The sequence below is a fragment of the Bordetella genomosp. 11 genome (assembly GCF_002261215.1).
In the GTDB taxonomy this organism is placed as follows: domain Bacteria; phylum Pseudomonadota; class Gammaproteobacteria; order Burkholderiales; family Burkholderiaceae_B; genus Bordetella_C.
The window spans coordinates 2023412-2042622 of the sequence record NZ_NEVS01000004.1; the positions used below are offsets into that span (position 1 = coordinate 2023412).

Below are 19211 nucleotides of genomic sequence, written 5' to 3' on the forward strand. Positions count from 1 at the left end.
GATGGGAAGCCTGTCGGTGCTAAGGGCCGAAGATGCCGCGACGGCCGTTTCGAGCGCCATGAGCGGCGCGGATGCGCCGATGGTGGACATCCGCGGCCTGAGCAAGCATTACTTCGTGCGCGACGCGGACAACGGTGGCGCGCCCCGCCGCATCGTTGCGCTGGAGAAAGTCGACGCCACGATCGCGCGCGGCGAATTCATTTCCCTGCTGGGCCCCAGCGGGTGCGGCAAGACGACCTTGCTACGTATCGCCGCGGGACTGACCCAATGGGCCGAGGGTTCCATCTCTATCGGAGGCCAACCGGTAAACGGCCCCCGCAAGGATGCCTGCATGGTGTTCCAGCACTTCGGCCTGCTCCCGTGGCGCAGCGTCATCGCGAATGTGGGCTTTCCGCTGGAGCTCGACGGGGTCTCGGCCAAGGAACGCCACGATCGCGGCATGGAACTGCTGCGGCTGGTCGGATTGACCAAGTATGCCTCGCACTACCCGCATGAATTGTCCGGCGGCATGCAACAGCGCGTCGCGATCGCGCGCGCGCTGATGCGCAGTCCGAAAGTGCTTTTCATGGACGAACCTTTCGGCGCACTGGACGCGCAAACGCGCGAAAAGCTGCAGGAAGACTTCCTGAAAATCTGGGCGAATATCGGCACGACCGTGCTGTTCGTCACGCACAGTATCGACGAAGCCCTGGTCCTGTCGGACCGTATTTTCGTTTTTACGCCCAGCCCCGGGCGCCTGAAAGCCATCGTGGACTCCCCTTTGAAAGACGAACGGCTCGGCGGCGACCCCCGCGAGCACCGCGCCTATGGCGAGGCACGCCACGAATTGCGCCGCATGTTGATGGAGAGTCCGCAATGATCAGTTCCACCGCTAGCGCTTCCAAGCAGCGCGCCGCGACCGACGGCCGGCCGGCCGGACCCAAATGGTGGGTCGCGCATCCGAATATCGTCCGCGCCCTGTCCGTTGCGGTTTTCCTGCTGCTGTGGGAGTACTTCGGCCGCCGCATCGACCCGCTATTCCTCGCTCCGCCCAGCCGCATCTTCGCGGCCGCCGTCGAACTGACGAACAACGGCGAATTGGGCAGGGCCTTGATGGCGACGCTGTACCCGTTCGTCATCGGCATGGTCATCAGCGTCATCGCGGGCGTGGTGCTGGGCATCGCCATGGCGCAGTCGCGCCTGTTCGAGTACATCATCGACCCCTTCGTCAACGCCTTCTACGCGATACCGCGTATCGCGCTAGTGCCGCTCATCATGCTATGGGCGGGCCTGGATACGACCGGCAAGATCGTGATCCTGGTGTCCAATGCGATTTTCCCGGTCATCATCAACACCTACGCCGGCATCCGTGACGTCCGCGGGTCCATACTCGAGGTAGGCAAGGCGTATGGCGCCACGCGCCAGCAGATCTTCTTCAAGATACTGCTCCCGTCGGCGGTGCCGTTCATCATGACGGGAATCCGGCTGACCGTCGGACAGGCCATCATCGGCATCATCGTGGCCGAATTCCTGACGGCGCAAACGGGCCTGGGCGGCATGATCGTCTACTACGCCAATCTGTTCGCCACCGCCAAGCTGTTCGTACCCATCATCGTGATCGGCGTGCTCGGCGTGGCCCTGACCGAACTGGTCCAATTCGTCGAGCGCCGCTTCTCGCGCTGGCGCAAGCTGGAGCAGGACCGTGGCTGAGCGTGGCGTTCCGCGCGAGCCGCAACGCGTCGCCCTGATCGGCTACGGCGCGATGGGCGGGCACGTCCATCGCGCGCTCGAAGGCGACGATCAGGTGCGCATTACCCATGTCGTCGTCCCCTCCGGACACGTGGAGGCCACCCGGGCCAGGCTGAACGGCAGGGCCGCGGTGGCCGCCGACATCGACGACATGGAAGAACCGGTGGATTTCGCGCTGGAGTGCGCCGGACACGAGGCAGTCGCGCAGACGGTACCCCGATTGCTGGCGCGCGGCGTGGACGTCATCATCGCCTCCGTCGGCGCCCTCAGCCAGGAGGGCCTGGCGGAATCCCTGGAAGCGGCCGCCCTGCGCGGCGGCGCCCAATTGACGCTGGTGCCCGGCGCCGTCGCCGGCATCGACGCGCTGGCCGCGGCGCGACAGCAGGGTCTGCAGTCGGTGGAGTACACGGGCCGCAAATCACCGGCCGGCTGGCGCGGCACGCCCGCGGAAAACGCGCTGGACCTGGATGCATTGAGCGTCGCCACGCCCTTCTTCGAGGGCAGCGCGCGCGAAGCCGCGGCGCTCTACCCCAAGAATGCCAATGTGGCGGCCATGGTCGGGCTGGCCGGCATCGGCCTGGACCGCACCCTCGTAACGCTCGTCGCCGACCCGCGGGCCACGCACAACAACCACAGGATCGTGGCGCGCGGCGAATTTGGCGAGCTCGACGTACGGACCGCCGGCGCGACGCTGCCGGACAATCCCAAGACATCGATGCTGGCGGCGCTATCCATCGTGCGCGCGGTACGCAACCGCGTGGCGGGCATCGTCATCTGATGCCCGGTTTTCTTCAGTGCGCCGGGGACGGCGCATTGTCCGCCCGCAGGTAGCGCAGCACCATCTCGGCGGCGTGATCCAGGCGCTGCTTGATGCGTTGCGCGGTCATCAGGCGCTGGCCGAAGATCGCCTCGAAGGTGTAGCGGTTGCTGACGTAATGCGCCGTCAACGAGGTGATCGATATGTACAGGTCCACCGCATCGATGTTCTCGCGGAACAACCCTTCCTCCTGGCCACGCTGCAGCAGGCTGCGGATGGTCTCCAGCAAAGGGTTGTACATTTCCCGTATCGCCGCCGACGTGACGATATGCTTGCCCTGGTTTAGGTTTTCGCTGGACAGGATGCGCTGGAATTCGGGGAACCGCACCCAGACCTGCCCCGTGAACACCACCAGCCGCCGCATGCCGTCGACCGGGTCCATGCCGCGGATCTGCAGGTCCTTCTGGCGCGAGCGGATCGCGTCATAGGTGTATTCCAGCACCGCGGTGAACAGATCGTCCTTGTTCCCGAAGTGGTGATACAGCACGTTCTTGTTGATGCCGGCACGCAGCGCGATCTCGTCGACCCGCCCGCCGTCATAGCCCTTGCTCGAAAACTCCGCCAAGGCTGCCTGGATAATCGTCTCTCGCGTCTTGCGGGAGCTTTCGCGGCGGACCACCGGCCGCGCTTTATCGCGCGGCGGGCGTGCCTCGGTCTGGGCTTCATGGGAAGTCATGTCGACGCTTTTCTTGATCGTGCTTGAGGGCCCGGCGACATGCGGCCGGAAGGAAGGCGGCGACGCCGGAGCATCGCCCTGCCGCCATTCTAGACGAGATTGCGCGCAGCCAAGACACGTTATGAAAGATGCGTGGGATCCAGGTGCGCCGAACGGCGCTTGTACAGATCCTCGTCGGCATATCCCATGGTCTCGGGGCGGGCACGTCCCAGCATGACCTGGAAATACACCGGCTCGAGGCTGCGGTTTTCGTAGCCATGGATGACCCCGGGCGGGCACGCGATGCACTCCCAGGGGCCGAGACGCGTCCAGCGCGGAGCGCCGCCTTCGTCCTGGATGAAAACGTCCAGAAAGCCCTGGAGCACGAAGAACACTTCCTCCACCTCGTGGGTATGGGCCGCGTTGCCCTGCCCCGGGTTGACGAACATGATGCTTAGCGTGAAGCCGCGCGCCGGGATGACGGTGGTGTCGCCGACCTTGCCCGAGCCGCCCGCGCCGATGAAGCGATGCTGGGCGCGCTTGAAACCTTCGATCCTGGCGTCCTCGAACGCGTTCCAATCGGGCACGCGGTTGGAGAATCGCGCGACGTACTTTTGTTCGATTTCTTCCAGAGTGGCGTTGGCCAATTCGGGGGGCCGCGGATGACGGGCGATAGCCATTACATGGACTCCATGGTGAGGGGTTCCGGTCGCCGCCCGGGAGCGGCACCAGCATGTCGTCCAGATTAATAAAAATTGACTAAATAGTCAATTTTCGAAGCGTGACTTGCGGGAAACGTCGCGCCGTTACGGGAAATCCCCTACGGAAAAAGCGACATCGATTCCGGCCTTCGGAAAAACCTAGACCAGTTAGACAGGAAAAACAGAATCCAGGCCGCATCGTCCCCGGCGCATGGACAGCGAGGCGCAGGCCGGCCAGGCGCCCATTGGACCCTGGCCCGCGAACACGCTGGGCGTGGCGGGCCAGGAAAGGGAAACGAGGATCAGCGGGATCGGCGGCGGCCGGCGATGCGCACGCGCCGCCAAGGATGGGAACCCGAACGCCGGCGCGGCGCTTATGGCGCGGGCGCCGCGCCAGATTCGCGTCAGGGATACAGGCCGCGCACCTGGCGGGCCTGCAGGATGCGGGTGCACGCCACGATGAAGGCCGCGGTACGCAGCGTCACCTTGTGCTCGCGCGATACCTGAGACACGGCGGAGTAGGCATCGCGCATGATGCGCTCGAGGCGGTGATTGATTTCTTCTTCGGTCCAGAAGAAGCTGGAGAAATCCTGCACCCACTCGAAGTAGCTGACCGTCACGCCGCCGGCGTTGGCCACGACGTCCGGGACGACCAGGATGCCCTTGTCGAAAAGGATGTCGTCGGCATCCGGCGTGGTCGGGCCGTTGGCGCCCTCCACCACCACCTTGGCCCGGATTCCCGCGGCATTCGCCGCGTTGATCTGCCCTTCGAGCGCCGCGGGGATCAGGAATTCGGTTTCGAGCTTCCAGAATTCCGCCGGATCGAGCGACTGCGCCTTTTCGTAGCCGCCGACGCCGCCGTTCTGCGAGACGTGTACCAGCAGTTCCGGCACATCCAGCCCGAACTCGTTATAGATCGTGCCGGTATGGTCCTGCACCGCGATGATCTTCGCGCCGACGCCATGGAACAGCCGCGCCGCGGTACCGCCCACGTTGCCGAAGCCCTGGATGATGACGCGTGCGCCATTCACATCGAAGCCCAGGTCGCGCGCCGCCTCGCAGCCCACGACGAACACGCCGCGTCCGGTGGCCTCGACGCGGCCCAGGCTACCGCCCAGGGATACCGGCTTGCCGGTAACGACCCCGGTGGCCGTGGAGCCCTCGTTCATGGAATAGGTATCCATCATCCAGGCCATGATCTGGGCGTTGGTGTTCACATCGGGCGCCGGAATGTCCTTGGACGGGCCGATGATGACGCCGATCTCGCTGGTATAGCGCCGCGTGATGCGTTCGAGTTCCGCCTGGGACAGTCCGCGCGGGTCGACGCGGACGCCGCCCTTGGCGCCGCCATAAGGCAGGTTGACCGCGGCATTCTTGATGGACATCCACGCCGCCAGGGCCATGACTTCCGACAGCGTCACGTCCTGGTGGAAACGCACCCCGCCCTTGCCCGGTCCGCGCGACGTGTTGTGCTGAACACGGTAGCCCTCGAAATGCGCGATGCGGCCATTATCCAGCTCGATCGGCACATCGACGATCAAGGCCCGCTTGGGGCGCTTCAGGGTTTCGACCCAGCGGCCCAGCGCCCCGAGATAGGGCGTGACGCGGTCGATCTGTTGCAGATAGATACCCCAAGGGCCGAGATTTTCGGGATTCAGGTACGACGGCAAGGCATGGGTAGGCGTTTGTTGCATTCGAACTGCTCCTCACGTGTGGTCGCGCACATTGTAGACCCAACACAGATCGACGTCCCCGTTTAATTAATAAACAAACATAAAGGGGACGGATTGGAACGATTCCTACGGACAATACCCATTCAACGGACGCCGGGACGCCGGTATTCCGGCGTCCCGCCCGCCCCTACATTCCCAGGTACGCGCGCCGTACCTCGTCGGAAGCCGCAAGTTCCGCGGCATCCCCCGATAGCGCGATCGCCCCGCTTTGCATGACATACGCCCGCGTCGCGACATCGAGCGCCGCGTTCATGTTCTGCTCGACCAGCAGGACAGAAAGACCCGCCTGCTTGTTCAACGCGGCCAGCGCATCGAAAACCTGCTCTACCAGGAGCGGCGACAGGCCCAGGCTGGGTTCGTCCACCAGCAGCAGCCGGGGGCCGCTCATCAGCGCGCGGCCGATCGCCAGCATTTGCCGCTCGCCGCCCGACATGGTGCCGGCGAGCTGTGCCCGCCTTTCCTTCAGGCGCGGAAAGACTTGATAGACATGGTCCAGGCGTTCCCGGTAAACCGCCTCGCTGGGGACGGTGTAGGCGCCCAGGCGAAGATTCTGCTCGACCGGCTGGCGGGCAAATACACGGGCGCCTTCCGGGATCAATGCGATGCCCCGTTTGACGAGCTTCTCCGGCGGCGTGCCGGTAATTTCCCCGTTTTCGAAAAACACCTGCCCCGACGCCGGACGCACCGTGCCGACGATCGCCGCCAGCGTGCTCGATTTGCCGGCGCCGTTGGCGCCAAGCAGCGCGGTGATCTCGCCCGGGCGGACCTCCAGCGAGATCCCGCGCACGGCTTGCACGCCGCCATAGGCCACATGCAGGTTGTCGACTTTCAGCATCGCCTCAGGCACGGTGCTTTCTCCCCAGATAGGCCTCGATGACAGCGGGATTGCGCACGATTTCCTGCGGCGGCCCCTCCGCGATGGTTTGGCCGAAGTTCAACACCAAAACCCGTTGCGCCAGCCGCATCACAACTTCCAGCACGTGTTCGACGATGACCAGCGTGACGCCCGCGGCATGGATGCGGCGCAGGATCTCCGACAGCGCGATCGCTTCGGTAGGGTTCAGGCCGCCCGCGACTTCGTCCAGCAGCATCATGCGCGGCTCCGTCGCCAGCGCGCGGGCCAGCTCCACGCGTTTCTGCCCCGCCACGTTCAAGCCGGCCGCCTTCACATCGGCGCGGTCGGCCAGCCCGACCAGTTCCAGCACTTTCTGCGCCGCCTCGCGGGCGTCGTTCAGCCTGCGATGGCGCAGCAAAGCACCCACCATGGTGTTTTCCAGCACCGTCATCTGGCCGAAGTTGCGCGGGATCTGGTACGTGCGCACCAGGCCCATGGCCGCCACCTGCTCGGGCTTGCAGCCCAGCATGGACCGCCCGTTGAAGGTCACGCTGCCGGAAGTGGGCGCGTGATGGCCGACCAGCCCGTTGAACAAGGTGCTCTTGCCGGCACCGTTCGGGCCGATGATGGCAACGATTTCGCCAGCCTCGACATCCAGGTCGATGTCCTTGTTGGCCACCAGGCCGCCGAAGCGTTTGGTCAGTTGTTTGACTTCAAGCAGAGCCACGGCGCCCCCTCAAGGTGATCAGGCCGCCGGGCAGGAACATGGTTACCAGCAATATGGCCAGGCCGAATACCAGCAGATCCAGGCCCAGGCCGGAGCTGCCCCACATGACGCGCGTGCCTTCGGACAAAGGCAGCAGTACCGCCGCGCCTATCCAGGGCCCCACCAGCGTACCGACGCCGCCCAGGATGGCCACCAGTACGACCTGTACCGACATCGTCAGGCTGAAGGTCGATTCCGGATCGATGAATCCGACGTACATCGCGAAGAACCCGCCCCAGGCGCCGGTCAGGGCCGCCGACAGCACGAAGGCCAGCATCTTGTAGCGATCGGCCGGCACGCCCAGGCTGCGCGCGGCCGCCTCGTCGCCGTTGATCGCCCGCCAGTAGAAGCCGGTACGCGAATGGACCAGGAAATACGTCAGCAGGAAGGTCAGCAGGGCCAGGGCCACCGCGATCAGGTAGTACGGCGTCTTGGTGCGGAACAGCAGCATCCAGGCGGCATCGCCGATCGGCGCTTCGATGCCCACCGCCCCGCCGGCCCAATCCCAGTTGATCATCAGCAGCAGGCCGATCTGCAGCAGCGCGATGGTCGCCATGGCGAAATAATGCCCCGACAGACGCAGCGTCGGCCCGCCGACGATCCATGCCAGGACCGCCGACACCAGCGCCCCGGCCGGGATGCCCAGCAAAGGGGTCACCTTCAGATGATGCAGCAGCAGGATGGTCGTGTACGCGCCCACCCCGACGAAGACACCGTGGCCGAAGGAGATGCGGCCCAGGAAACCGCCGACCAGATTCCAGGCGGCGCCCAGCGCCCCGAACATCAGCACCAGCAACAGCACCTGGATGGTGAATTGGTCGGTGACGAAGAGCGGGGCCGAGGCGAACAGCGCGGCCGCCACGAACGCGCCCACCAGCGGTGCGCGCGAATGCCGCGCCTTGGCCGGCATGGCCGCGGTCATATCCAATTGTTTGACAGGAGTCATATCACCACCGCCCGAACAGGCCGCGCGGCCGGTACCAGAGAACCAGGATGAACAGGATGAAGACCGACACCGTCTTCAAGGCCGGGGCCGCGAAATAGCCCGTCATCGCCTCGATGATGCCGATCAGGATCCCGGCGATGAAGGCGCCCGGCAGCGAGCCGAAACCGCCCATGCAGACCGCCACGAAGGCCAGCAATCCGAACACCGCGCCGACCGACGGGAACACGTAGAAGAACGTGGTCAGCAGCGCGCCCGCCAGGCCCACCGCGGCGCTGCCCAGCATCCACACCTGGGCGTTGACGCGGTCCGGCGAAATACCGACCAGCGCGGCCACCTCGCGGTCTTCCGCGACGGCCTGCAGCGCGTGCCCCCAGCGTGTGCGATACACCAGCACGAACAGCGCGATCACGACAACCAGCGCGACCAGCCCCGTCACGACCTGCGGGCGTCCGATGGAGACGCCGGCCAGCGTCACGCTGCCGGACACCAGGGTGTCGGGCAGGTTGCGATAGTCGGGGGTGAAGGCGATGAAAGCCAGTTGCCGCAGCACCAGGCCCAGCCCGAAGGTAGCCAGGATGACGGCCATCGGCGGCCCCTTCTGCAAGCGCTTGATGATCAGCGCATACGTCAGGAAACCGACGAAACCCAGCAGAATGGCCACCAGCGGCGCCGACAGCGTAGGGTCGACGTGGCCCAGGGTAAACAACCAATAGGCGGCATACATGGCGAGCATCAGGAACTCGCCATGGGCGAAGTTGATGACGTCCGTGATGCCCCAGATCAGGGCAAGGCCCACCGCCACGGCGGCATAGATCAGGCCATTGAACAGCCCGGCGTAAAGCGCTTCAAACATGCGGGACTCCTGCGACGAGCCCCAGGGGGCCCGTCGTTTCTTGCGTTGCGCCAGCGTGCCGGCCGCTTACTTCCAGGTAAAGGGAAGCGCGGGCAGGGACTTGTCGGTATTGAAGTTGGCCGGCCACACCGTCTGGTAGCCCGGTCCCTTCATCTGCAGGATCAGGCCCGCGCCCTTGCTGTTCTGGCCCTTGTCGTCGAACTTGACGCCGGACCACGGCATGGCGATCTGGTCGGCGCCCAGGTCGGTGGCGGCCAGGGCCTTGCGGATGGCTTCGGGATCCGTGGATCCGGCGCGATTGATGGCGTCGGCCAGCACCAGCACGCCCTGCATCGAGCGCGCGTTGTTGCCGTTCAGCTCCTTGCCCGTCTTGGCCTTGTACATTTCGTTGACCTTCTTCAGGATCGGCACCGTGGCGGCGATGTCGTTGCTCCACACGTCGCGCGTCAGCACGCCCTGCACCTGCGAACCGACTTCCTGCACGAAGCGCGAGTCGATGAAGCCGGCGTCGTTGGCCAGGAAGATGGGCGGCGCGTACTTGGCTTCGCGCATCGTCCGCACGAACAGCATGGCGTCCGAGGTGTAGCTGGCGAAGATCGCCACATCGGGCTTGGCGGCGGCCAGCTTCTGCACTTCGGAGGTCACCGAGGCGGAACCCGCCGTATACGCGATGTTGGCGACGATTTCGCGCTTGTACTGCTTGGCGAAGCGTTCCAGCGCCTTGTAGGTGTTGACGCCGAAGTCGGTGTTTTCATATACCACCGCGATACGCTTGGTCGGCTGGTTCTTCACGCCGTCCAGGAACTGCATCATGTTTTCGATGAAGGTATCGTCGGTCGGCGAGGTGCGGAAGAACCACTTGTAGCCGCGGTCCGTCAGATCGGGGCTGCTCGATTCGCCGTTCAGATAGGGAATGCCGGCCTGCTCGGCGACGCGGCTGGCCGTTTTGGTGACCGCGGATTGATAGGCACCCGTCAGCGCGACCACTTTTTCCTGCTGGATCAGGCGCTGCGCGTCGGCCAGGCCGACTTCCGGCTTGCCCTGCGAATCGCCGAACACCACTTCGATCTTCGCGCCGCCCAGCTTGGGCAGACCGGCGCCTTCGGCCAGCGGCAGGCCTTTGAGTTCCGGATGCGGATTGTTGATGATGTCCTCCGCCAGCTCGATGGCGGCCTTGATTTCCGCACCGGTCGAGGCCAGCGCGCCGCTGAGCGGATAGATGGCACCGATACGCACCGTCTTGGTCTGGGCAGCGGCGGGCTGCCCGAACGTCAGCGCGAGACACGCGGCTACGCCCGCGATGAGTTTGAATTTCATTTTTTTGGCTCCTGGGGAACGACCACTTCAAAGAGGGAAACTGCCGACAGCAAGCTTATCCGCTGCACCGCCGCGAAACCGCCCGAACAAACCCTGACACAACGCCGGGCCCATACCGGAATGCGCGCCGTCTTCGGCATCGACGGCGGCGGGCGCATCGCGCGCGACCGCGCGTGCCCGGCAGGGTCGATCAAGAAAGCTTGCGCCGGGTGCTCACAAGGCCGCGACGCGGCTATTGATCAGGTCCGTGACCAGCATATGGCCGGGCGCGTGGGTGATGCAGAACGACGGCTTGACCGCCGCGACGACCGACTGCGGCGTGACGCCGCAAGCCCAGAACACCGGGACCTCGCCAGGGCGGATATCGACCGGGTCGCCGTAGTCGGGACGATCGATGTCGGCAATGCCGATGGCCGCGGGATCGCCGAAGTGAACCGGCGCCCCATGGACGGACGGAAAGCGCGACGTTACCTGGATGGCGCGGATGGCGTCGGCGGGCTTGAGCGGCCGCATCGACACCACGAGCGGACCCGAGAAACGGCCGGCGGGCGCGGTCGGAACATTGGTGCGGTACATCGGCACGTTGCAGCCCTGCTCGATGTGGCGAACCGGCAGGCCGTTGTCCAGCATGGCTTCTTCGAAAGAGAACGAGCAACCGATCAGGAAGGACACCAGGTCGTCACGCCAGACATGGCGGACATCCGACGGTTCTTCGACCAGCACGCCGTCCTTCCACACGCGGTAGCGCGGGATGTCGGTACGGATATCGATATCCACGCCGAGCTCCGGCAGCGAAGGGTCGCCGGGTTCGGATACCGCCAGGATGGGGCAAGGCTTGGGATTGCGCAGGCAGAAGCGCAGGAAATCGTCGGCCATTTCCTTGGGCAGGATCGCCAGGTTGGCCTGCACGTAACCGGGCGCCACGTTGGCGGTCGGACCGGTCATTGCGCCGGATCGTGCATCCAGGCGGGCCTGGAGGGACGCCGATGGCGTGGCGGCCATGGAATACTGCGGGTTAGCGGACATCGTGAATTCCCCGTGTGAATCTCATGAATTCTTATCAGAAGCGCATTGCACCGTACCGGCCGCGGCGCTGTCCAATCACATGTTCCGATGAACCGTGATAACAATTTCTTATCGCGCATGGCGCCAGGCCCTGTTTTGCCGGGGCAAACCGCACCCCGGGCGCCTGCTCTACTTTTCGGTTTTGGCGGCCGGACGCGGGGTAATCCCTAATCCCGGTACCGCCAGCGGGGCGGGATCCAGGGTGACCGGATTACCCGCGGTGCGCGCCGCGTCCTCGCGGGCGATGTACTGCGCGGCCTGGGCCACCGTGCGCGCCACGTGGCTGTCCGGTCCCTGCATCCAGCACGCCGTGTAATTGAGCGGCGGCAGCTCGGGCGCCTGCACGTCCAGGATCTGCAGCAGGCCCTGGGCCAGCTCGCGGCCCAGGATGACCGGCGCGATGACAGCGGTGCCGATGCCGTCCAGCGTCATGCGCACGATCACGCTCAGGGCGGAACTGCCGTACATGCGTGGCGTCTGCACCCCGCTTTCGATCAGGATGCGACGTACCGACCGATGCGGGTCGGTATTGGACGTGTACGTGATGACCGGCCAGCGCCCCAGGCGCTTCAGTGAAATCGGCGGCCGGCCCAGGCGCAGCTGCGGGCTGGCGATCCAGGCCAGCGGATAACGGCACAAATGAATGCTTTCGACGCGGGGCTCGTCCATCGGCCCCAGCAGGAAGGCCAGGTCGATCTGGTGCGAGGCCAGCTGCGTGCGCAGCGCCGTACTGGTATCGACCTGGATGTCCACCATCAGTGCCGGATAGGCCTCGTGCATGTATTCCATCAGGCTCGGCAGCCAGGTATGCACGATCGTTTCCGATACGCCCAGGCGCAAAGTACCGCTCATGACGTTCTGCGCGGCCGCGGCCCGCTGCATGTCCGTGCGCATCTGCAGCATGCGCTCCGCATGCGACAGCAGCTCGTAGCCCTTGGCGGTCAGGGTAATACCGCGCGAATCCCGCTCGAACAGCCGCACGCCCAGCGTCGACTCCAGCGAGGCGATGCGCTGCGAAATCGCGGGCTGCGTCGCGTTGAGCTTTTCCGCGGCTGCGCGAAAGCCCCCCAGGCGGGCGACCCAGAAGAAAGTCTCGATATTGCGCAGGTCGATCATGAAACAGGGGGCGGGCCGGGGGCCATCAGTAAAATTGATCGCTCTGAGCGTATCATGGCGGGCGCCAAAAACAGCACATCGGCCGGACCGGTCACCGGTCCATGGCCACCGAGGAGAGCAGGCTTATGGCTACACGGGCGCAACAAGCCCATGTGGGGCGCGGCGCGACAGCGGCCGGCACGACGGGGATTTCCACGCAACCGCTGGCCGGCATCGCGCTGCTGCTGGTTTCCATGTGGGCGCTGTCCAGCCTGGATGCCAGCGGCAAGTGGGTCATGGCCGCCGGCGTGCCGATGCTGCTGCTTTCCTGGGTGCGCTATGCCGCGCACTTCGCCGTGGCGCTGGCCCTGATCGTGCCGGCCAAAGGATGGGGCATCCTGGTCAGCCGCAAGCCGCGCGAACAAATGCTGCGCGGCGGCGCCATGCTGGGTGCCACCCTTCTGTTCTTCACGACCCTGCGCTATCTGCCGCAGGCCGAAGCCACCGCGATCAATTTCCTGGCGCCGCTGCTCGTACTGCTGCTCGCGCCATGGATTCTGCGCGAACCGCCGCGCCTGTCACGCTGGATCGCGGCGGGGGTGGCCTTCCTGGGCGTGCTGGTGGTCATCCGGCCCGGTGGCGGCCTGGATCCGACGGGCACCCTGTTCGGGCTTGCCGGCGCCTTCTGTTTTTCCGCGCAATACATCGCGAGCCGGCGCGTGGCCGCGGACGATCCGCTGACTTCCGTCATCTGGAGCGGCGGCGTCGGCACCGTGGTGCTATCGATCGCCCTGCCCTATGTCGTGCCCACCGCGCTGCCGATACTGCGCGAATTGGATCCGCTGCACTGGTGCGTCCTGATATCGACGGGCGTCACGGGCTGCTTCGGCCATCTGCTCCAGATCGCCGCCTACCGCAAGGCCGCGGCATCGACATTGGCGCCCTTCACGTATCTTCAGATCGTCAGCTCCACGACCACCGGCTGGCTCATCTGGGGCCATTTCCCCGATGCGCTGACGTGGGTGGGTATCGCCATCATCTGCGGCAGCGGAATCACGATAGGGATCCTGGAATGGCGGCGCGCGCGGGTACCGGTTTGATGGCCCGGGCAGCCGGCCGGCCGTCCCCGCCGCTTCGGACCAGGGACACAACCGGTTTATGCCGTTTGCCGTAGGCGCGGCCGCGCGCCGATGAGCTCGGCGGATGTCGTCCTATACTGCCTTGCACACAAAACGCTTGCGGGCGGGAAGGAGACGATCATGCCACGCAAATACATCGATTGCCGGGAATTCCCCAGCGACATCAACTGCTCGGTCGCTCTTTCGGCGGACAGCGAAGACGAATTGCTGGAAGCCGCCGTGCAGCACGCCTGCGCGGTTCACCGCCATACCGACACACCCGAGTTGCGGCAGCAGATCCGCACGCTCTTCCACGACGGCACGCCGCCCGCCGAAGCGCCCCGCCGCACCTGAACACCCCGTCCGGGTCTTCCGCGACATACCTGACGCGGCCGTGCCGGCGCGGCCGCGCAAGGCCTTGGGCACCGGGACTGCTGTCGCCCGCGCGTCCGCACGCACCGGCCATCCATTGCCGGCGGGACGGACCTGTACCTGTCCCCCGCCGAGGGGGATTTCCATGTTCACGCTTTCCAGCACCGCCATCGACGACCTGAAGGCCAATATGCGGGGCCGTGTCGTGCTACCCGACGACCCTGACTACGACGAAGTACGCAAAGTGTGGAACGCCATGATCGACCGTCGTCCGGCGGCCATCGCGCGCTGCGCCGGCGTTGCCGACGTGCGTTGCGTGATCCTGTTCGCGCGCGAACATGGCGTGCCGCTGACCATCCGCGGCGCCGGCCACAACATCGCCGGCAGCGCGATTTGCGATGGCGGCATCATGGCGGACCTGTCGACGATGCGGTCCGTGCGCATCGATCCGGCGGCGCAGCGCGCCTGGGTCGAACCGGGTGCCACGCTGGCCGATTTCGACCATGAGGCCCAGGCTTTCGGCCTGGCCACGCCGTTGGGCATCAACTCGACGACCGGCATCGCCGGCCTGACGCTGGGCGGCGGCTTCGGGTGGCTGAGCCGCCGCTTCGGCATGACGGTCGACAATCTGCGGGCGGCCGACGTCATCACGGCGGACGGCGAACTGGTCCATGCCGGCCCGGGAGCGCACGAGGATCTGTTCTGGGCCATTCGCGGCGGCGGCGGCAACTTCGGCGCCGTCACGATGTTCGAGTTCCAGCTGCATGCGGTCGGCCCGCAGATCTACGGCGGACTGGTGGTGCTGCCGATGGACCAGGCACGAGACGCCCTGCACGCCTACCGCCAGGCCGCCAAATCCATGCCGGAAGACCTGACGGTATGGGCGGTGCTGCGGAAGGCGCCGCCGCTTCCCTTTCTGCCCACCGAGGTGCATGGGAAACCGGTCGCGGTCTTCGCGATCTGCTATAGCGGACCGGTGGAAAACGGCCCGGTGGTGGTCGAGCCGGTGCGGCAATTCGGCACGCCGTATGGCGAGCACCTGGGCGTCATGCCGTATACGGCCTGGCAGAAAGCCTTCGACCCGCTACTGACACCGGGGGCGCGCAACTACTGGAAATCGCATGATTTCGCCGAACTGTCGGACGGGCTGTTCGACACGCTGATCAATTCGGCATCGCGCCTGCCATCGCCGCAATGTGAGATCTTCCTGGGGCAGCTAGGCGGGCAGGCCGGGCGCATGCCGTCCGACGCCATGGCCTATCCCAACCGCAATGCGAAGTACATCGTCAACGTGCATGCGCGCTGGGATGCCGCCGCCGACGATGCGGCCTGCATCGGCTGGGCGCGCGAGTTCTTCGACGCGGCAGCCCCGTTTTCACTGGGCAGCGTGTATGTGAACTTCATGACGGAGGAAGAGTCCGCGCGCGTCAATGCGGCCTATGGACCCAACTATGCGCGGCTTGCCACCATCAAGGGCCGCTACGACCCGCATAACCTGTTTCGCCACAACCAGAACATCCAGCCTTCCCGATGACGGCGGCATAACGGGCCGCGGCAAGCGGAAGCGTCCGGCGCCTGACCCGCCGTCAGGCCCCGGACACCACTTTCCCGGCCGCCAGCACCAGTTGCCGCTCGCAGCGCGCCGCCAGCCCGGCGTCATGCGTCACCAGCACCAGCGTGGCACCGTGTTCGCGGTGCAACTCGAAGATCAGATCGATGATGCGCGCGCCGGTGGCCGCATCCAGGCTGCCGGTGGGCTCGTCGGCGAACAGCAAATCCGGCTTGACGACGAAGGCGCGCGCCAGCGATACCCGCTGCTGTTCGCCGCCCGATAGCGTGCGTGGGTAGTGGTGCAGCCGGTCGCCCAGGCCGACGCGTTCCAGCATGCCGCGCGCGGCATCGCGCGCGGGCAGGCCCGCCAACTCCAGCGGCAGCATGACGTTCTCCAGCGCGGTCAGGTTGGGCAGCAGCTGGAAGGACTGGAAGACGAAGCCCACGTGACGCGCCCGCAACTGGGCGCGGCCGTCCTCGTCCAGGTCGAACAGTTGCCGGCCCGCCAGCGTTACCGAGCCGCTGCTGGGAACATCCAGCCCGGCCAGCAGTCCCAACAATGTCGACTTGCCGGAACCGGAGCTGCCGGTGATGGCCAGGGCCGTCCCGGCGGGCACCGTAAAATCGACGGCATCCAGTATGGCCAACGTCCCGCCCGCGTCGGCGACCCGCTTGCCCAACCCCCGCACCTCTATCGCGTTACCCGTATCCATGCGCCCGCTCATCCGTTTGTTGTTTGCCGCCGCCCTGGCCTTGCTGGCGACCGCCGCCCATGCTCAGACCGCCACCGCCGCCGCCGGTTCCTCGGCCCGCAAAACCATCCTTGTGGTCGGCGATAGTCTATCCGCCGAATATGGCATCGCGCGTGGAACCGGCTGGGTGCCCCTGCTGGGACGCCGCCTGGCCCAGGAGCAACCCGCATGGACGGTCATCAACGCCAGCATCAGCGGCGATACTACCAGCGGCGGGCTGACGCGCTTGCCCGCCTTGCTGCGGCAGCATCATCCGGCCATCGTGATTCTGGAGCTGGGCTCGAATGACGCGCTGCGCGGCCTGCCCTTGTCCATGACGCAACAGAACCTCACCGCCATGGCCAGGCAAGCCCGGCAGGCCGGCGCCGCGGTACTGCTGGTGGGCATGCAGATCCCCCCAAACTACGGCCGCGCCTATACCGAGCAGTTCCGGGAGTTGTTCGAGAAGGTCGCGCAGGCGGAAAACGCCCGCCTGGTGCCCTTTCTGATGGAAGGCATCGCCACCGACCGGGACCTGTTCCAGCCCGACGGCCTGCATCCGAACGAACGCGGGCAACCGAAACTGCTGGACAACGTCTGGGCCGGCTTGCGGCCGATGCTGAACTGACGCCCACGCGGCGCGCACCCGGCCTATGCCCTATGCGCCGCGGCATGGGCGTGGCGCGGGCTTGATGCGCGCCAGTTGCGCGCCCCGCGCCGTCGCCGCGTCAGCCTGTCTGCTGTTCGGTATCGCCGCCCTGCAGCACACGCGCCGCCGCCGGCGCGATCTCGACCTTGTACTGCTGGCGCAGCATCTTCAATACGGCCTCGTCCTCCGCCTGGGCCCAGGCACCGGACAATTGCTGGTTCAAAGCCGCCAAGGCATCGGGATCGCTCTTGCCGGGCTCGACCTTGTCGATCCGCGCGATGACATAGTCGTCGCCATCGCGCGCGCCGGTGTAGGAAGGAAGCGGCGTCGCGGGCGCCCGCATGACGGCATCGAGCACCGGGCGCGACAGGCTCTGCGGATTCTGGCGCGATACGTCCATCGCGCCGCCAAAACCGTCGGCCGCGGCCGAGGGATTCTTGCGCAAGGCTTCCAACGCCTGCTGGCCAGCCTGGTCGGCCGCATCGGCGGCGCGGGTTTCGATCAGGCGCGCGCGGATCTTGTCTTTCAACTGATCCAGGGGCGGCACATGGGCCGGCGTACTGGCCGCCACGCGGACCACCAGCATGGTATCGGGCGTCAGTTCGATGACGCCGGAGTTCTGCTTGTCGCGCAGGACCTCCGGGCTGAACAGGGCCTGGCGCACACGCGGGTTGTCCAGCAGCGCGGAATCGGGGCTGGCCGAGGCGGCGCCGGGGCCGGCCTGGTCCTGCGGCAGCAGACCGCTACGCGTGATGCCGCCGGCCTGGCGCAGCTTCAGGCCCAGGGCATCGGCAGCTGGCTGCAGGCTGTCGCGCTGGTCATACACCAGCGAGGTGAGCTTGGTCGCCATATCGGAAAAACGCGACGAGGCGATCTGCTTGCGGATTTCTTCAACGATCTGGTCCCGTACCTCGGCCAGCGGCTTGGTTTGCGCCGGCTGCAGATCGGTCAGCTGCACCACGTGCAGGCCGAACGGGCTTTCGACCACGCCGGACACCTGCCCTTTGTTCAACCCGTCGACGGCCTTTTGCAGCGCCGGCGTCAGCATGCCGGGACCGATCCACCCGAGGTCGCCCCCGCGGCTGCTGGAACCGGCATCCTCGGAATACTTCTTGGCCAGCTCCGCGAATGCGCCGGGATTGGCCGCGGCCTGCCGGGCGATGTCCTCGGCCTTGGCGCGGGCGGCCTTGCGCTGCGCGTCCGTCGCGTCTGCCGCCAGCTTGATCATGATATGGCTGGCGCGGCGGCGCTCGGGCTGGCCGAAGCGGCTTTTATTCTGTTCGTAGTACTTGGCGATGTCGTCGTCGCTGACCTTGATGCCGGCACTGGCGGCGGCTTCGTCCAGCACCAGGTATTGCGCCTGGACCTGGTCCGGCACCTGGTATTGCTGCTTGTTGGCGTCGTACCAGCTTTGGATATCCGCGTCGCTGACCTGGACCTTGCCCTTGTAATCGGCGGCGGCGAAGCGCCGCGTCAGCACATGGCGGGTTTCGGTCAGCGCGTGTTCGATGGACCCCGCCACCGTGGCCGGCAGGCGGGCCGATTGCGAGATCGGATCCAGGACCCGGCCGACGGCCAGGTCGCGACGCAGGCCCGCTTCGAACGTCGCCGGGGTCAGCCCCTGCGCGGCGAGCACGGCGCGATAGCGTTCGGGCGAGAACTTGCCGTTGTCCTGCACGGCCGGATTCGACGCGATGGTATTGCGCAGCGTCTCGTCCGATACCGAGAAGTGGTTATCGGCCGCGGCGGCCGCGAGCAGGCGCTGGTTGATCAGCTGGTCCAGCAGCCGCTGCCGCATGGCCGGCGTGTCCACCAGCGCGGGATCGAACTGCGCGCCCATCATCTGGCGATACTGGTCCAGCTGGTCGCGCCGGGCCTGGTCGTATTCGCGCTGCGTGATGGGCTTGCCGTTCACGGTCGCCATCTTGGGTTCCTCGGACATGAAGCTGCTATAGCTTTGCACGCCGAAGAAAGCGAATGTCGGAACGATGAGGATCAGCAGGATAAGCTGCATCCAACGCTGATGGTTGCGGATGAAATCGAACATGAGATCCCTGTTGCGGCGCGCCTTTCCCCCTGGAGGGGATTCCGGCTTCGAACGGCCCGGCGCCAAAAAAAGCGAACTGTATCCGCCTCGCTTCTTGCTGTAATGCCGGATCAGCGGGCAGAGGAGTTTAACACCTTCGGACGCTGGCGGCAGGCATTGGGGGACGGAGCCGTCTCTCGCCGCGGGGGCGCCGCCGCGATCGGCGCGCAGCGTGGCAATGCCAAGGTTCCGG

19 protein-coding genes are annotated in these 19211 nt (G+C 66.0%); 7 read left to right on the top strand and 12 right to left on the bottom strand.

Annotation, left to right across the window (positions count from 1 at the left end; genetic code table 11):
* Position 1: 1 nt before the first annotated feature.
* From CAL28_RS16705 to CAL28_RS16715, 3 genes are read left to right on the top strand one after another with little or no spacing between them, the layout of a single operon-like run.
* Positions 2 to 859 carry an ABC transporter ATP-binding protein gene (locus tag CAL28_RS16705; RefSeq protein WP_094842416.1) on the top strand — a complete coding sequence of 286 codons (858 nt, stop codon included), beginning with the start codon at positions 2 to 4 and terminating at the stop codon, positions 857 to 859.
* On the top strand, positions 856 to 1689 hold the full coding sequence (locus CAL28_RS16710) for an ABC transporter permease (RefSeq protein WP_094842417.1): 834 nt from the start codon (positions 856 to 858) through the stop codon (positions 1687 to 1689). Before CAL28_RS16705 ends, CAL28_RS16710 begins: the two co-directional genes overlap by 4 nt.
* Entirely contained in the window at positions 1682 to 2506 is an 825-nt protein-coding gene (locus tag CAL28_RS16715; protein WP_254926153.1) for an aspartate dehydrogenase, read from the top strand. The genes CAL28_RS16710 and CAL28_RS16715 overlap by 8 nt, the downstream gene beginning before the upstream one ends.
* A 13-nt stretch (positions 2507 to 2519) precedes the next feature.
* On the opposite strand, the gene CAL28_RS16720 is transcribed toward CAL28_RS16715, so the two are convergent.
* The 10 genes from CAL28_RS16720 to CAL28_RS16765 all read right to left on the bottom strand — a co-directional run bounded on the left by CAL28_RS16720 (position 2520) and on the right by CAL28_RS16765 (position 12532).
* Complete coding sequence (locus CAL28_RS16720) at positions 2520 to 3221, bottom strand: TetR/AcrR family transcriptional regulator (protein WP_094842418.1); 702 nt, start codon at positions 3219 to 3221, stop codon at positions 2520 to 2522.
* 119 nt (positions 3222 to 3340) lie between these two features.
* A complete protein-coding gene (locus tag CAL28_RS16725; protein ID WP_094842419.1) occupies positions 3341 to 3880 on the bottom strand; it encodes a cupin domain-containing protein in 540 nt (179 codons plus the stop codon).
* 425 nt (positions 3881 to 4305) lie between these two features.
* Entirely contained in the window at positions 4306 to 5595 is a 1290-nt protein-coding gene (locus CAL28_RS16730; protein WP_094842420.1) for a Glu/Leu/Phe/Val family dehydrogenase, read from the bottom strand.
* Between the two features lie 166 nt (positions 5596 to 5761).
* Positions 5762 to 6469: an ABC transporter ATP-binding protein gene (locus CAL28_RS16735; RefSeq protein ID WP_094842421.1), complete on the bottom strand. Its 708-nt coding sequence runs from the start codon at positions 6467 to 6469 to the stop codon at positions 5762 to 5764.
* A 4-nt stretch (positions 6470 to 6473) separates the two neighbouring features.
* Positions 6474 to 7196, bottom strand: a complete 723-nt coding sequence (locus CAL28_RS16740; RefSeq protein WP_094842422.1) for an ABC transporter ATP-binding protein — start codon at positions 7194 to 7196, stop codon at positions 6474 to 6476.
* On the bottom strand, positions 7183 to 8157 hold the full coding sequence (locus tag CAL28_RS16745; protein ID WP_440588437.1) for a branched-chain amino acid ABC transporter permease: 975 nt from the start codon (positions 8155 to 8157) through the stop codon (positions 7183 to 7185). The genes CAL28_RS16740 and CAL28_RS16745 overlap by 14 nt, the downstream gene beginning before the upstream one ends.
* 25 nt (positions 8158 to 8182) lie before the next feature.
* On the bottom strand, positions 8183 to 9034 hold the full coding sequence (locus CAL28_RS16750; protein WP_094842424.1) for a branched-chain amino acid ABC transporter permease: 852 nt from the start codon (positions 9032 to 9034) through the stop codon (positions 8183 to 8185).
* Positions 9035 to 9100: 66 nt separating this feature from the next.
* On the bottom strand, positions 9101 to 10351 hold the full coding sequence (locus CAL28_RS16755) for an ABC transporter substrate-binding protein (protein ID WP_094842425.1): 1251 nt from the start codon (positions 10349 to 10351) through the stop codon (positions 9101 to 9103).
* 213 nt (positions 10352 to 10564) lie between these two features.
* Positions 10565 to 11377, bottom strand: a complete 813-nt coding sequence (locus CAL28_RS16760) for a putative hydro-lyase (RefSeq protein ID WP_094842426.1) — start codon at positions 11375 to 11377, stop codon at positions 10565 to 10567.
* A gap of 168 nt (positions 11378 to 11545) precedes the next feature.
* Entirely contained in the window at positions 11546 to 12532 is a 987-nt protein-coding gene (locus CAL28_RS16765; protein ID WP_094842427.1) for a LysR family transcriptional regulator, read from the bottom strand.
* 125 nt (positions 12533 to 12657) lie between these two features.
* On the opposite strand from CAL28_RS16765, the gene CAL28_RS16770 reads away from it, so the two are divergent.
* From CAL28_RS16770 to CAL28_RS16780, 3 genes are all read left to right on the top strand, one after another.
* Positions 12658 to 13611: a DMT family transporter gene (locus tag CAL28_RS16770; protein WP_094842428.1), complete on the top strand. Its 954-nt coding sequence runs from the start codon at positions 12658 to 12660 to the stop codon at positions 13609 to 13611.
* Positions 13612 to 13770: 159 nt separating this feature from the next.
* Positions 13771 to 13983 carry a DUF1059 domain-containing protein gene (locus tag CAL28_RS16775; protein WP_094842429.1) on the top strand — a complete coding sequence of 71 codons (213 nt, stop codon included), beginning with the start codon at positions 13771 to 13773 and terminating at the stop codon, positions 13981 to 13983.
* Between the two features lie 163 nt (positions 13984 to 14146).
* Positions 14147 to 15535, top strand: a complete 1389-nt coding sequence (locus CAL28_RS16780; protein ID WP_094842430.1) for an FAD-binding oxidoreductase — start codon at positions 14147 to 14149, stop codon at positions 15533 to 15535.
* A 52-nt stretch (positions 15536 to 15587) separates the two neighbouring features.
* On the opposite strand, the gene CAL28_RS16785 is transcribed toward CAL28_RS16780, so the two are convergent.
* The gene (locus CAL28_RS16785) at positions 15588 to 16265 is read right to left on the bottom strand and encodes an ABC transporter ATP-binding protein (RefSeq protein WP_094842431.1); all 678 of its coding nucleotides are present in this window, start codon (positions 16263 to 16265) and stop codon (positions 15588 to 15590) included.
* On the opposite strand from CAL28_RS16785, the gene CAL28_RS16790 reads away from it, so the two are divergent.
* On the top strand, positions 16264 to 16911 hold the full coding sequence (locus CAL28_RS16790) for an arylesterase (RefSeq protein ID WP_094842432.1): 648 nt from the start codon (positions 16264 to 16266) through the stop codon (positions 16909 to 16911). The genes CAL28_RS16785 and CAL28_RS16790 overlap by 2 nt on opposite strands.
* 100 nt (positions 16912 to 17011) lie before the next feature.
* Here the strand turns inward: CAL28_RS16790 and CAL28_RS16795 are convergent, their stop codons facing one another.
* A complete protein-coding gene (locus tag CAL28_RS16795) occupies positions 17012 to 18979 on the bottom strand; it encodes a SurA N-terminal domain-containing protein (RefSeq protein WP_094842433.1) in 1968 nt (655 codons plus the stop codon).
* Positions 18980 to 19211: the final 232 nt, after the last annotated feature.